The organism is Streptomyces sp. NPDC048416 (genome assembly GCF_043200435.1).
Taxonomy (GTDB): Bacteria; Actinomycetota; Actinomycetes; order Streptomycetales; family Streptomycetaceae; genus Streptomyces.
This window is the reverse complement of sequence record NZ_JBICXU010000017.1, coordinates 17,884-31,554: the sequence shown is the minus strand read 5'-3', so window position 1 is coordinate 31,554 and position 13,671 is coordinate 17,884. Positions and strand designations below refer to the sequence as shown.

The 13,671-nt window shown below is 71.9% G+C and carries 12 protein-coding genes; 5 read left to right on the top strand and 7 right to left on the bottom strand.

Annotated features, from left to right (window positions below; all coding sequences use genetic code 11):
- The first annotated feature begins 114 nt into the window (after window positions 1-114).
- On the top strand, window positions 115-756 hold the full coding sequence (locus tag ACGFW5_RS21385; RefSeq protein WP_393835847.1) for an HAD family hydrolase: 642 nt from the start codon (window positions 115-117) through the stop codon (window positions 754-756).
- Between the two features lie 188 nt (window positions 757-944).
- The gene (locus tag ACGFW5_RS21380) at window positions 945-2,111 is read left to right on the top strand and encodes a serine hydrolase domain-containing protein (RefSeq protein ID WP_393835846.1); all 1,167 of its coding nucleotides are present in this window, start codon (window positions 945-947) and stop codon (window positions 2,109-2,111) included.
- A 250-nt stretch (window positions 2,112-2,361) separates the two neighbouring features.
- On the opposite strand, the gene ACGFW5_RS21375 is transcribed toward ACGFW5_RS21380, so the two are convergent.
- Complete coding sequence (locus ACGFW5_RS21375; RefSeq protein WP_100579962.1) at window positions 2,362-2,583, bottom strand: hypothetical protein; 222 nt, start codon at window positions 2,581-2,583, stop codon at window positions 2,362-2,364.
- A gap of 162 nt (window positions 2,584-2,745) precedes the next feature.
- Between ACGFW5_RS21375 and ACGFW5_RS21370 the strand changes: the two genes are divergently transcribed.
- Window positions 2,746-3,540, top strand: a complete 795-nt coding sequence (locus ACGFW5_RS21370; RefSeq protein WP_393835951.1) for an ArsR/SmtB family transcription factor — start codon at window positions 2,746-2,748, stop codon at window positions 3,538-3,540.
- 67 nt (window positions 3,541-3,607) lie between these two features.
- Here ACGFW5_RS21370 and gcl read toward each other — a convergent pair whose 3' ends face one another.
- The gene (gene gcl, locus ACGFW5_RS21365) at window positions 3,608-5,389 is read right to left on the bottom strand and encodes a glyoxylate carboligase (protein ID WP_393835845.1); all 1,782 of its coding nucleotides are present in this window, start codon (window positions 5,387-5,389) and stop codon (window positions 3,608-3,610) included.
- 298 nt (window positions 5,390-5,687) lie between these two features.
- Between gcl and ACGFW5_RS21360 the strand changes: the two genes are divergently transcribed.
- On the top strand, window positions 5,688-6,413 hold the full coding sequence (locus ACGFW5_RS21360; protein WP_393835844.1) for a hypothetical protein: 726 nt from the start codon (window positions 5,688-5,690) through the stop codon (window positions 6,411-6,413).
- Between the two features lie 70 nt (window positions 6,414-6,483).
- On the opposite strand, the gene ACGFW5_RS21355 is transcribed toward ACGFW5_RS21360, so the two are convergent.
- From ACGFW5_RS21355 to ACGFW5_RS21345, 3 genes are all read right to left on the bottom strand, one after another.
- On the bottom strand, window positions 6,484-8,091 hold the full coding sequence (locus ACGFW5_RS21355; RefSeq protein WP_393835843.1) for an AMP-binding protein: 1,608 nt from the start codon (window positions 8,089-8,091) through the stop codon (window positions 6,484-6,486).
- A 122-nt stretch (window positions 8,092-8,213) separates the two neighbouring features.
- Window positions 8,214-9,755, bottom strand: coding sequence for an AMP-binding protein (locus ACGFW5_RS21350; protein ID WP_393835842.1), 1,542 nt, complete (start codon window positions 9,753-9,755; stop codon window positions 8,214-8,216).
- A 124-nt stretch (window positions 9,756-9,879) separates the two neighbouring features.
- Window positions 9,880-10,695, bottom strand: coding sequence for a helix-turn-helix domain-containing protein (locus tag ACGFW5_RS21345; RefSeq protein WP_393835841.1), 816 nt, complete (start codon window positions 10,693-10,695; stop codon window positions 9,880-9,882).
- Window positions 10,696-10,758: 63 nt separating this feature from the next.
- Between ACGFW5_RS21345 and ACGFW5_RS21340 the strand changes: the two genes are divergently transcribed.
- Window positions 10,759-11,985 (top strand): MFS transporter, encoded by a 1,227-nt coding sequence (locus ACGFW5_RS21340; protein ID WP_393835840.1) that lies wholly within the window; start codon window positions 10,759-10,761, stop codon window positions 11,983-11,985.
- A gap of 264 nt (window positions 11,986-12,249) precedes the next feature.
- On the opposite strand, the gene dmpI is transcribed toward ACGFW5_RS21340, so the two are convergent.
- Together dmpI and ACGFW5_RS21330 are read right to left on the bottom strand one after the other, a co-directional pair.
- Window positions 12,250-12,432 carry a 4-oxalocrotonate tautomerase DmpI gene (gene dmpI, locus ACGFW5_RS21335; RefSeq protein ID WP_393835839.1) on the bottom strand — a complete coding sequence of 61 codons (183 nt, stop codon included), beginning with the start codon at window positions 12,430-12,432 and terminating at the stop codon, window positions 12,250-12,252.
- A gap of 115 nt (window positions 12,433-12,547) precedes the next feature.
- Window positions 12,548-13,432 carry a LysR family transcriptional regulator gene (locus tag ACGFW5_RS21330; RefSeq protein WP_393835838.1) on the bottom strand — a complete coding sequence of 295 codons (885 nt, stop codon included), beginning with the start codon at window positions 13,430-13,432 and terminating at the stop codon, window positions 12,548-12,550.
- Window positions 13,433-13,671: the final 239 nt, after the last annotated feature.

Below are 13,671 nucleotides of genomic sequence, written 5' to 3'. Positions count from 1 at the left end.
ACCGGCCCTGACCGCCGCACCCACGGGCCGCCGCGCGAAACGGACAACACCGCGCACCCCGACGTGGCGTCGTCCCCGGCATATGCGCAGGCGAGCGCCTAGGATCGCCCCACGATGATTGAGACGATCGTGCTCGACATGGGCGAAACGCTGGTACGCGACGACCGCTACTGGGCATCCTGGGCCGACTGGATCGGCGTGCCCCGGCATACCCTCTCCGTCCTGGTGGGGGCGGTCGTCACGCAGGGCCGCGACCCGGCGGACGCGCTGCGCATACTCAAGCCCGGCATGGACGTGCGCGAGGCGTATCTGGCCCGGGAGGCCTCGGGCCGCGGCGAGCACCTGGACGAGACCGACCTGTACGACGACGTGCGGCCCGCCCTGGGGGGCTTGCGCAAGCTCGGCGTCCGGGTCGTCGTCGCCGGGAACAAGTCGGCTCGGGCCGGCGAGCTCCTGCGCGGTCTCGATCTGCCCGCCGACCTCGTCGCCACCTCCGAGGAGTGGGGTGTCGCCAAGCCGGAGCCCGCGTTCTTCGAGCGGGTTCTGGAGGCGTCAGGGAGCGGCCCGCACGAGACCGTGTACGTGGGCTCCCACCCCGTGCACGACGTGTATCCCGCCAAGGCGGCCGGGCTGCGCGTGGCGCATCTGCGGCGCGGCCCGTGGGGGCACTGGTGGGCGCAGGACCCCGAGGTCGTCGCCGCGGCGGACTGGCGGCTCGACTCCCTGACGCAGCTGGCGTCCATCCTCGCCGACTGACACCGACACCGGCCGGGCTCTGAGGGTCCGTCACCATCCGTACCGCAGAACGGAGTTGGCCTCGACGGCCGGCCCGGGGTGGGGGCAGCCCCCGTATCGGGCCGGGCGTCAGCCGGATGGGCCCCGGCCGCCCGCTTGGGCACGCTGGGCGGGAGACGGGACGGGTGGGCGAGGAGCGGGAGCGATCGGTGAAGGCACGTACGAGGGCCGTGGCGCTGTGGGCGGGGCTGTGCGCGGTGGCGGTGGCGGGAATCGGTCCCGCGAGCGCCGGTGAGCGGATTCCGGGACCGCCGCCCGCCGGGCTCCAGCAGGCCCTGGAGCAGAGCGTCGCGGACGGATTCCCGGGCGCCGTGGCGTACGCCGGACGAGGAGAGCGGGAGTCGCGGCTCGCCGCGGGGCTCGCGGACACGGCGACCGGCGAGCGCGCCCGGCCGGACCAGCGGTTCAGGATCGCCAGCAACACCAAATCGTTCGTGTCGGCCGTGCTGTTGCAGCTGGAGGGCGAAGGGCGGCTCTCGCTGGACGACAGCGTGGAGAAGTGGCTGCCCGGCGTGGTCCAGGGCAACGGCAACGACGGCCGGGCCGTCACCGTGCGCCAACTGCTCTCGCACACCTCCGGCATCTACGACCCCACCACCGAGCCCGCGTTCTTCGCGCCGTATCTAAAGCGCCACCAGTGGGGCTACGTCTACCCACCGCGCGAGGTGATCGCCCGCGCCGTCCGGCACAAGCCGCTGTTCGCGCCGGGCACCGGATGGTCGTACTCGAACACCAACTATCTGCTGGCCGGCCTGGTGATCGAGGCCGTCACCCACCGGCCCGCCTCCCTGGAGATCCAGCGGCGCGTCCTCGCCCCGCTCGGCCTCAAGGACACCTCCTTCCCCCTGACCGACCCGGACATCCACGGCCCCCATCTGCACGGGTACGACCTTTCCGGACGTGATGTGACCAGGTTCAGCCCGTCCTACGACTGGACGGCGGGCGCCATGATCTCCACGGTCGATGATCTGGCCCGCTTCCACCGGGCCCTGTTCACGGGTGAGCTGCTGCGCCCCGCACAGCAGCGCGAACTTCTGACCACGGTGCGCTTCCCGGACGCGCCGGCGTACGGGCTCGGGGTGCAGCGCATGGAGGTGTCCTGCGGGTCGGGCGCCACGTCAGCGCCGGTCGTGGTGTGGGAGGCCGACGGGGGCGGGCCGGGCTTCACCAGCGCGTCCCTGATCTCCGCCGACGGTGAGCGGCAGCTGGTGCTCGCGGCCAATGTCTACGATCTCGGCGCGGACCTGAGAGGCGATCCGCCCATCCCGCCCAGCATCGGCCCGCTCGCGGCACAGCGGGCGGCCCTGTGCGGCTGAACGGGGTCGGCGGCGGCAGGCGCGGCTGCGCGGGCCGCGCGCGAGGTTCACCCGGACGGGCAGCCGCGCGCGGCGTCGCACCTCGTCACACGTCGTGCGTCGGCCGCGTCCTCAACGGGATGGAAAACGCCCCCGGTCCGGGCCACGACTGCGGTCCGGACCGGGGCATTCCTTGGGGCGGCGGGGCTGGGGAGTGTCTTCAAAATGGCCTCGTCCGCCCGCAGGCCGGACGGGACTTTGAAGACACGGCCTAGAGCTTGTCCATGCGGGTGTACGGGCTGACGATTCGGGCCTGGCGGGAGCCGAAGTCGACGAGCATGGCGACGCCGTCCTCGACCCCGATGATGGTGCCCAGGCCGAACTGGTCGTGTGTGACCCGGTCTCCCAGGACGAAGTGCTTGGCCGCCGGGGCGTCCGGGGCTTTGAAGGGGCTGGTGGGCAGGTGGCGCCGGGGCGCGGATGGCTTCGTCATCGTCACCCCAGTATGCGCTGTCGAAGGGCCCCAGGGGCAGGCCCGTCGGATGACGATGGGGAATCGATCCGTTCCACGCCTTCGCCCGCAACGCGTATCGGTGCGAAAATCGTCACGAATTGAAACGCAACCGTGAGGTTGCCCAAGGGCTCGGAGGCGGTGGTGGACGACGTCTTCAGGGCGCTGGCCGACGCCGGCCGGCGCCGGCTGCTCGACCGGCTGCGGATGCGCGACGGACAGAGCCTGCGGGAGCTGTGCGACGGGCTCGCGATGTCGCGGCAGGCGGTGAGCAAGCACCTGGCGGTGCTGGAGGCGGCGCGCCTGGTCACCTCGGTCCGGCGCGGCCGGGAGAAGCTGCACCACCTCGATCCGGGCCCGATACGGGAGCTGTCCGAGCGCTGGATCAGCAAGTACGAGCGCGACCGGCCCCAGGACCGCCCGAGCGGGCCGGAGAGGGAACTCACGGGGAAGAGGCCCGAGTTCACGTACGCCCTCTACATCCGGACCACCCCCGAACGCCTCTACGCGGCCCTCACCGACGCCGAGTTCGCCCAGCGGTACTTCGGCGGCGGGGGCCCCATGTCGGTGTGGCGGGTGGGCTCGCCCGTGCTGTGGAGGACGGGGCCCGAGGCAACGTACGAGGACCTGGATCAGGTCGTCCTCGACGCGGAGCCGGGCCGGCGGCTCGCGTACACCTGGCACCGGCTTCAGCCGACGCGCCGTCAACTCCCCGACAGCGAGGCCGGGTTCGAAGGCGCGCGGCAGGAGCGGTCCCGGGTGGCCTTCGACATCGAGCCCGCCGATCCGGCCTTCCCCGGCGTGCGGCTGACGCTCACCCACGACGGATTCGACAGCCCGGACAGCGACACGCTCAGGGGTGTCGGCGACGACTGGGTGATGATCCTCTCCACCCTGAAGACGCTCATCGAACAGGAGGACATGGGCGCGAACGCGTGATCCCCCGCATGCGTCCGGCCCCCGCTCCCCAGTGCGGGGGAACGGGGGCCGGACCGTCTCGGGTGGCTCAGGAAGCCGTCAGCGGACGGATCGCCGTCGGGGCGTGCCCCGGCTCGGTGGCGAGCTCTTCGAACTCGCTGATGTCGCTGATGTCGTTGGTGCGGCTCATCGAGATGTTCGTGATCCGCTCCAGGATCGCCTCGACGACGACCGGGACGCGGAACTCGGCGGCCAGCTTCTTGGCCTCCTCGAACGCGGGCAGCAGCTGGTCCGGCTCGGTGACGCGGATCGCCTTGCAGCCCAGGCCCTCGACGACCTTGACGTGGTCGACGCCGTAGACGCCCAGCTCCGGGGAGTTGATGTTCTCGAACTCCAGGTTGACCTGGAAGTTGATGTCCAGGCCGATCTGCGCCTGACGGATCAGGCCCAGGTAGGCGTTGTTCACGAGCACGTGGACGTACGGGATCCTGTGCTGCGCGCCGACCGCCAGCTCCTCCAGCATGAACTGGAAGTCGTAGTCGCCGGACAGCGCGACGACGGGAACCTCGGGGTCGGCGGTCGCGGCACCGAGGGCGGCCGGGATGGTCCAGCCGAGCGGGCCCGCCTGGCCGCAGTTGATCCAGTTGCGCGGCTTGTAGACGTGCAGCATCTGCGCGCCGGCGATCTGGGAGAGGCCGATGGTGGTGACGTAACGCGTCTCCGGGCCGAAGGCCTTGTTCATCTCCTCGTAGACCCGCTGCGGCTTCATCGGCACGTTGTCGAAGTGCGTACGCCGCTGGAGCGTGGACTTGCGCTCCAGGTGGGAAGCGACCCACGCCGAGCGGTCGGGGAGCTTGCCGGCGGCCTTGAACTCCTTGGCGACCTCGACGAACAGCTCAAGGGCGGCCTTGGCGTCGGAGGCGATGCCGTAGTCCGGGGCGAAGATCTTGCCGATCTGGGTGGGCTCGATGTCGACGTGGACGAACTTGCGGCCCTGGGTGTAGACGTCGAGCTTGTACCCGGTGTGACGGTTGGCCCAGCGGTTGCCGATACCGAGGACGAAGTCCGACTCCAGGAACGTCGCGTTGCCGTAGCGGTGCGAGGTCTGGAGGCCGACCATGCCGGCGTTCAGCTCGTGGTCGTCCGCGATGGTGCCCCAGCCCATGAGGGTCGGGATGACCGGGGTGTTGGTGAGCTCGGCGAACTCGACCAGGAGGTCGGAGGCGTCCGCGTTGATGATGCCGCCGCCGGCGACGATCAGCGGGCGCTCGGACTCCAGCAGGAAGCTGATGGCCTTCTCGATCTGGGCGCGGGTCGCGGCCGGCTTGTAGACCGGCAGCGGCGTGTAGGTCTCCGGGTCGAACTCGATCTCGGTGAGCTGCACGTCGATCGGCAGGTCGATGAGGACCGGGCCGGGGCGGCCGGAGCGCATGAGGTGGAAGGCCTGCTGGAAGACGCCGGGGACCTGCGCGGCCTCCAGGACGGTCGTCGCGGCCTTGGTGACGGGAGCCGCGATCGAGGCGATGTCGACCGCCTGGAAGTCCTCCTTGTGGATCACCGCGACCGGGGCCTGGCCGGTGATGCAGAGGATCGGGATCGAGTCGCCGATCGCGGAGTACAGACCGGTGATCATGTCGGTGCCCGCGGGGCCCGACGTGCCGATGCAGACACCGATGTTGCCCGGGTTGGCGCGGGTGTACCCCTCCGCCATGTGGGAGGCGCCTTCGACGTGGCGGGCGAGCGTGTGGTCGATGCCACCGCCCTCCTTGAGCGCCCGGTAGAAGGGGTTGATCGCCGCGCCCGGCACGCCGAAGGCGTGGCTGACACCTTCGAGCTTGAGGATCTCAACTGCCGCTCGGGCAGCGGTCATACGAGGCATGGGGTGCTCCTGCTTCGGCCGGGCGGAGTGGGCTCAGGCGCGCCGCCTGGCCGCGCCACCTTCGAGCCTGTTTCCGTAATGCGGAAGTATCATTCTGCTATGTGGAAGCAATGTAGGACGGGTTCCGTCAGCGCGTCAAGGGAGTGCCGGGATGCGCGAATCGGCCACACGGGGGACGCGGGTGGTGGACCATGGACCGCGGGAGCCCCGGGGCGGACGCCGGGAGACTCCGTCCGGCGTGGCGCGGGAACCCCGTGCGGGGTCGCGTCGTCGTGGAGGTGGGGGGCCGATGAACGGCGAGGGCGTACCGGTGCGCTGCCCGGGCTGCCGGCGTGAGCACGTCTATGTGCCGCCCGCCTACCCCTGCGCCTGCGGCGCCCCGCTCGCGCCCCCCATCCAGCGCGGCGCCACGCCCTCCCCGATCACCCACCGCACCTGGACGGACACATGGGTCACCGTGCGGTGCCGCGTCTGCGACCGGCAGAGCCAGTGGCCGCAGCCCGAGCTCGGCTGCTCCTGCGGGGCGGTCCTCAGGGTGCCGGTGCGCCCGGTGACGACGCCGGCCGCGTCGCCGCCGCCCGCGGCCCGGCCGCCCGCTCCCGTGCCCGCGCCCCGGCCCGCGGAAGCCCGGGCGCGCGGCGCGTTCCGGCCGCGCACGATCCGTACCGCGCGGGACACGGTGACGGCGGCGGCGCTCTATCTGCGCTGGCTCGGCTTCCGCGACCTGCTCAGGGCCGAGCCGCGCCCGGCCTCCGGCATCGACCTGCGCGGCCGCGGGCTGGTGGCCCGGGTGGACCCGACAACACGGCCCGCCTCACTGCGGGCGGTCGAGTGCCTGTGGCTGTACGCGATGACGGCGTCGGCGTGCGGCGTCCACTTCTCGCTCGCGGGGTACGCGCGGGACGCCCGCGAGCGCGCCGACGCCCTGCGTGTCCCCCTGTTCGTGCTCGACCTCACGGGGACCCCGCAGCCGGTGAACCAGGCGGCCCGGGAGCTGGTCTCGTCCGGCGCCTGAGCCCGGCGCGGCCCCAAAGCCGGCCTGGTCCGGCGCCCGAGCCCCGCCCGAGCCCCGCGCGGGCCGCGCGTCAGGCCCCGTAGCCCTCCCGGAGCTCCACCTTGCGCACCTTGCCGCTGACGGTCATCGGGAAGGCGTCGAGAATGCGCAGATGGCGGGGGATCTTGTAGTGGGCCAGCTGCTCACGGCAGTACGCGTCCACCTCGTCCAGGGTGGGCGGGTCGGCGGGGTCGCGCGGGACGACGCAGGCCAGGATCTCCTCGCCGTACCTCTCGTCGGGAACCCCCACCACCTGGACGTCCGCGACCTTGGGGTGCCCGTACAGGAACTCCTCGATCTCGCGCGGGTACACGTTCTCGCCACCCCGGATGATCATGTCCTTGATACGGCCGACGATCTCGACGTAGCCGTCCTCACGCATCACCGCGAGGTCGCCGGTGTGCATCCAGCGCCCCGCGTCGATGGTCTCGGCGGTCTGCTCCGGCTCGTCCCAGTAGCCCAGCATCACGCTGTAGCCGCGGGTGCGCAGCTCGCCCGGCTCGCCCCGCGGGAGGGTGACTCCGCTCACCGGGTCGACGACCTTCACCTCCACGTGCGGCATGACCCGCCCGACCGTGCCGGTACGCCGCTCCAGGTCGTCGTCGGTGCGGGTCTGCGTGGAGACCGGGGAGGTCTCGGTCATGCCGTAGCAGATGGACACCTCGGCCATGTGCATCTCGGCGACCACCTTCTTCATCACCTCCGCGGGGCACGGCGAGCCCGCCATGATCCCGGTGCGCAGCGAGGAGAGGTCGTATGCGGCGAAGCCCGGCAGGTTCAGCTCCGCGATGAACATGGTGGGCACGCCGTACAGCGAGGTGCAGCGCTCCGCCTCGACGGCGCGCAGGGTCGCCTCCGGGTCGAAGGACGGCGCGGGGATCACGATGCACGCGCCGTGCGAGGTGGCCGCGAGGTTGGCCATCACCATGCCGAAGCAGTGGTAGAACGGCACCGGCACACAGATCCGGTCGGCCTCACTGTAAGCCAGCAACTCCCCCACGAAATAACCGTTGTTGAGCACGTTGTGGTGGGAAAGGGTGGCTCCCTTGGGGAAGCCCGTCGTGCCCGAGGTGTACTGGATGTTGACCGGGTCGTCGCAGGACAACCGCGCCTCACGGGAAGCGAGTTCGGCGCGGTCGGCCCCGGCGCCGCGAGCCATCAGGACGTCCCACCCCCGGTCGCCGATGAAGACGGTGCGGCGCAGCGCCGGGCAGTCGCCGCTCACCTGCTCCACCATCGACCGGTAGTCGCTCGACTTGTGGGACAGCGAGGCGAACAGGACGGACACCCCGGCCTGCCTGAGCACGTACGCCAACTCGTGTACGCGGTAAGCCGGGTTGATGTTCACCAGCACCGCACCGATCCGCGCGGTCGCATACTGGACCAGCACCCACTCGGGGCAGTTCACCGCCCAGATGCCGACCCGGTCACCCTGCGCGACGCCCTCCGCGAGCAGGGCGCACGCCAACTGCTCGACATCCCGGCCGAAGCGGGCATACGTCCAGCGCCGTCCGGACACGAGGTCGACCAGCACCTCGCGCTCCCCGTACGCCTGGACCGCGCGGTCCAGATTGCCGCCGATCGTGTCGCCGAGCAGGGCGGTGGCGCTCACCCCGTGGGCGTACGAGTCAGTCACCATCGCAGTGCGCCTCACTTCCCCAGCCGTGACCCTCAGCATGCCCCGATCCCCCGTGACCTGCATAGGCTCAGGCACGGGGAAGATCGATCCGGGGTGGCTTCAGGCGGCGCCGCCGCGCCGCGTCAGTTGATGTCCCGGTCGAGTCCGGACCAGTACGGCTCGCGCAGCTTGAACTTCTGGATCTTGCCGGTGGCGGTCCGCGGGATGGCGTCGCGGAACTCGACGGAGGTGGGTGCCTTGTAACGCGCCATCCGCTCCTTGCAGTACGCGATGATGTCGGCCTCCGTCGCCGCGGCGCCCTGCGCCAGCACCACCAGAGCCTTGATCGTCTCGCCCCACTTCTCGTGCGGCACACCGATGACGGCGACCTCGGCGACCGCCGGGTGACTGAAGATCGTGTCCTCCACCTCGATCGAGGACACGTTCTCGCCACCGGTGATGATCACGTCCTTCTTGCGGTCCGAGATCGTCAGACAGCCGTCGCTCGCGTCGATCGTGCCGCCGTCGCCGGTGTGGAACCAGCCGTCCCGCAGGGCCGTCGCGCTCTCCTGAGGCTTCTCCCAGTAGCCGTCGAGCACGACGTTCGAGCGGGCAAGCACCTCGCCCGCCCCGGACACCTTCAGCTTGACGCCGAGCGCCGGCACACCGGCCCTGGACAGCCTGCGCGCCCGCTCCCCCGCGGGCAGTTCCTCGTCGGCCGGACGGGCCCGGTTCACGGTGAGCAGCGGGGACGTCTCGGTGAGCCCGTAGATCTGCAGGAACTCCCAGCCCAGCTCCTCCTCCATCCGCTGGATCATCCGGCTCGGCGGCGGGGCCCCTGCGCAGACGATCCGCACCCGGTTGCGGCCCGGGATCTCGCCGTCCCACGACGCCGCTGCGTCCAGCACCGCGTTCCACACGGCGGGCGCCCCGCACATCAGCGTGACCCCGTGCTCGTCCACCCGGCGCAGGATCTCCGCGCCGTCGACCTTGCGCAGCACGACCTGTTTGACGCCGAGCCCGGCCATCACATACGGCATGCCCCAGCCGTTGCAGTGGAACATGGGCAGGGTGTGCATGTAGACGTCGCGCTCCCACACCCGGGTGTGCAGCCCGAACGTCAGGCCGTTGACCCAGATGTTGCGGTGGGTGAGCTGAACTCCCTTGGGGCGCGCGGTGGTTCCCGAGGTGTAGTTGATGGTGGCCGTCGCGTCCTCGTCCGGGTTCGACCACGGCCGCGGCTCCACGCCGAAGCGCATCAGACCGGTCTCGGTCCGCTCGCCCAGCACGAACCGGTGGCGCGCCGTGACACCGGACAGCGCCTCGTCCACCTCGGGGTCGACGAGCAGCACCGATGCGCCGCTCTGGCGCACCACGTACGCGACCTCCTCCGGTTTGAGACGGAAGTTGACCGGTACGCAGATCCGTCCGCTCATCGGCACCGCGAACAAAAGCTCCAGCAGGCGCGCCGAGTTGTGGCTGACCACCGCCACCCGCTCGCCCTCGCCGACGCCGAGCGCGTCGAATCCCGCCTGCCAGGCGCGGACCCGCTCGGCGAGCCGTCCATAGGTCAGCCCCGGCACCGGCGGGCCCGGCTGGTCCGGCTCGTCGACGACGCCGGTACTGGAGGAGAACCCCAGCTCTGCCCGGTCGAGGAAGTCCGAGACCGTCATCGGTGTCCGCATCGCTCCACTCTCCTGTGTCCGCAAGATCCGCAGCCTGTGTGCGTGCGAATTCTGGTCCCTACCGGCGCCCGCGGGTGGCCGAAACCACGAAGTGGCCTGCCCGGGGCCGCCGGCCGCGGGCGCCTCAGATCAGCGCGCGCAGGGCCGCCTCGGACTTCGGGCCGTCGGGGAGGTAGGTCAGGAGGTGGTGGCCGGGCTCGTCGACCGCGGCGAGTTTGACCGAACGCAGCAGCAACTCGCCCGCCACCGGGTGGTGAAAGCGCTTCACGGCCGGGTGGAAGGCGGCGGTCTCGCGCTCCTCCAGCCAGCGTGCGGCGCACGGGTCCGGCCGGATCGCCTCGGTGATCTCGGCGTACCGCGGATCGTGCGGCGCCCGGGCGGCCCGGACCCTGAACTGGCCGAGCAGCGCCCGGGCTTCGGGCTCCCAGTCCGCGAGCAGCGTCCGGCAGGGCGGCCAGCAGAACACCAGCCAGAGCATGTTGCGCCGCTTGGGCGGCAGCCGGGCGAGGTCGGTCACGAGCGCGGCGTACGAGGTGTTCCATGCCAGCAGGTCCCAGTGCGGGTCGACGACCATCGCCGGGTGCGGCGTCAGCGCGTCGACCAGGGAACGCAGATGCGGCGAGACCCAGCCGGCCGGCGCGGCGCGCGGCGCCGCCGCGTCCTTGGCGAAGGACAGCACATGCGCGGTCTCGGCCGGATCCAGCCGCAGGGCCCGGGCGACGCTCCGCAGCACCTGCTGCGACGTGGACACCCGCCCCTGCTCCAGCCATGCGTACCAAGAGGGGCTGACGCCCGCGCATTCGGCGACCTCCGCGCGGCGCAGCCCCGGGGTGCGGCGGCGGGGCGTGACGGGCAGTCCCAGCGCGGCCGGGGTCAGACGCTCGCGGCGCGAGCGGAGGAACGCGCCGAGTTCCGCTCGGGGGTCGAGTGAGTGCGTCACGGTGTGAGTGATGGTAATCGGTTGAGCGGACATGGACCTCGAAGACCCTGCTGAGCTGGGGACATGACGATTTCACCGCCCCCGAGGGGGCTGCTGGGCGCTGCCGGTTTCCTCAGCAACTTCGACCGTTTCTCCATCGCACCGATGCTGGTGCTCATCGGGACCGACCTGGGTGTGCCGTTCCGCACGGTCGCGCTCGCCGCGAGCGCGTACACCCTTGGGTACGGGCTCGCTCAGCCGGCCTGGGGCATGGCGAGCGACCGCTTCGGGAGGGTCCGGGTGATGCGCCTGTCACTGGCGGTCGCCGCGCTGGGAGCGCTCTCGTCCGCGGTGGCCCCCGGAGCGGTCCCCCTCATTGTGGCGCGCGGGTTCACCGGTGCCTGCTTCGCAGCCGCCATCGCGGGTTCCCTGACGTATGTGGGCGACACGGTCGCGCCCGCCGGGCGGCAGCGCGCGCTGAGTTCCCTGATGACGGCGTTCGCGCTCGGCACGACGCTGGCGACCGTCGTCGCCGGGGCGCTGGCCCACTGGGCGGGCTGGCGCCTGGTGTTCGCACTGCCGGGACTGCTCGCCGGCTGGCTGGCACTGGCACTGCGCGACCTGCCCGAACCCGTCGTCGCCCGTCGCGACGGCGGCGCGCTGCGGACCGTCGTACGGTCGCGTCGGCAGTGGTACGTGATGGGGGTGGCGCTGCTCGAAGGGGGCGTGCTGCTCGGCTGCTTCACCTGTCTGCCGCCCGCAGTGCAGTCGCTCGGCGCGTCTTCGACGACCGCGGGTGCGGTGACCGCCCTGTACGGCGTGGCGGCGATGGGCGGCGCCCAGATGGTGCGGCGGCTTGCCGGGAGGCTCGGCCCGGTCGCCCTGATCGTGGCGGGCGGCGCCCAGGTGACGCTCGCCTACGCCGTCGCCGCGGCGCACCTGTCCCTGGTGACGCTGGGGATGAGCGCGCTGCTGCTCGGCGGCGGGTGGGCGTTCCTCCACTCGACGGTGCAGGCGTGGGCGACGCTGGTGGTGCCGGACGCCCGGGCAAGCGCGATCGCCCTGTTCGGGGTGGCCCTGTATCTGGGCAGCGCCCTGGGTACGTCACTTGCCGCGGGCCCCGCCCAACATGGCTCATTCCAGGGCCTGTTCGGGGTGGCTGCCGCGTGCGCCGTGCCGCTCACCGTCCTCGCGGCGTACGGCAGGCACCGGTTCGGGGACGGCGGCCCGCCGCGCCGAAAGCGCTCCCGCCACACGGCGGACCGCACTCCGCCCAGCCCCTGCACGGGTGAGCGGGCCCGGGGGCTCTGACCGCCGGGGGCTCTGACCGCCGGGGGCGCGGGGCGCGGCGACTATCGGTCGGCGGTCAGCGTGCCGGCCGTATCACGCGACGGACCGCGCCCATGCGACCCCCGTACGGACAGGCGGACACGGGGGCCCTGACCCACCGGTGCGTACGGCGACTACCGGTCGGCGGTCAGGGCGCCGGCCACGTCGCGCGAGGTGGCCGCGCCCATGCGACCCCTGCACGGCCGGGCGGCCCCAGGGGCTCTGACCCGCCGACAGGTACGGTGACTACTTGTCGGCGGTCAGCGTGCCGGCCGCGCCCCAGCTGTCCTTGGGGACCTCCTGGATCCACACCTGGACGGTCTCCGCCGGAATCTTGTACGCGTCGACGAACGCATCGGTGATGCGCCTGACCAGGTCGCGCTTGAGCTCGACGTCGCGGGGACCCTGCTGAACGGTGACGATGGGCATGACCGACTCCTTGGATCAGCGGCGGCTTCCCGGTGTTTCCGGGCCGCTCACCGGCGTGACCTCAGTCCATCCGATCCGCGCCGCCCGACCTAGGAGCAGAGCGCGACCGTAGCGATCAGAAAACGTGATCGCTGCTGGTCAGGGCAGTTGAACACGCTTTCAGGAGCAGTTCCACGGCGGCCGGGGCGCGCTCTGCGGCGACCGCGAGAGCGGTGGGCAGGGACAGACCGGGAGCACGCACCGGCCGGAAGGCGACGCGGGGACTGTGCAGCGCGCGTGCGTGGGCCGCGTACACCACGGTCCACAACGAACCCACCCCGATGGCCGCGAGAGCGTTCTGGAGCGAGCCGCCGACCGGTCCCGGTCTCGGCTCGAAGCCCGCGGCGTGGCAGGCGCCCACGACCAGGTCGACCAGGGCGGGGTTGTTGCGGCGATCGGTGATGCACAGGGGAAGCGGGGCGAGGTCTGAGAGCGCTATCTCCTCGTTTCGTGCCAGAGGGTGGGCCGCGGGGAGCGCCACGACCAGGGTGTCCTCCCACAGCGGCACGAGCCGCAGACCCGGCGCGGGCGCCGGGGACCGCACGAACGCGGCGTCGAGCCGGCCGTCGGCGACCTGTGCGAGGCGGTCGTGCGTCGGCGCCGATACCAGCTCGACCGGTGTGTCCGGGGCGAGCTGAGTGAATGCGCCGAGGACCCGGTCCAGGTGCTCGCCGAGCCCGTTGCTCGTGCCGAGGCGCAGCGTGGGCCGTTCACGGACGGACGCCCTTGCGCGTTCGGCGGCGGCCAGCACCTCACGGGCCTCGGGCAGCAGGCGCTCCCCCGCCGGGGTGAGCCGCACGTGCCGGGGTGACCTGTCGAACAGGTCGCACCCCAACTGCCGCTCCAAGCGCCGCACTTGCTGACTGACCGCCGACTGGACGATGTGCAACCGTTCGGCGGCCCGACCGAAGTGCAGTTCCTCGGCGACGGTGACGAAGTAGCTGAGCTGCCGCAGTTCCATGCGGCGACTGTATCCAGCGGGTGCCGGGCGCCGGGAGAACGCGTGGCTTGCGCGCGACGGCCCGGGGGCGCCCGGCGGGTGGTCCGCCCCAGGTGTCGGTCCGGGGTGCCCGGGGGGGCGAGCCACTTCAGCGTGACCGTCCTGGACATCGGTCCGGGGCGCCCGGCGGGCGGTGCGGCTCCGCGAGACGGCCCAGGGGTCCGGGGGGCCACCCGGGTGAGGGTCCGGGGTCCGGTGCG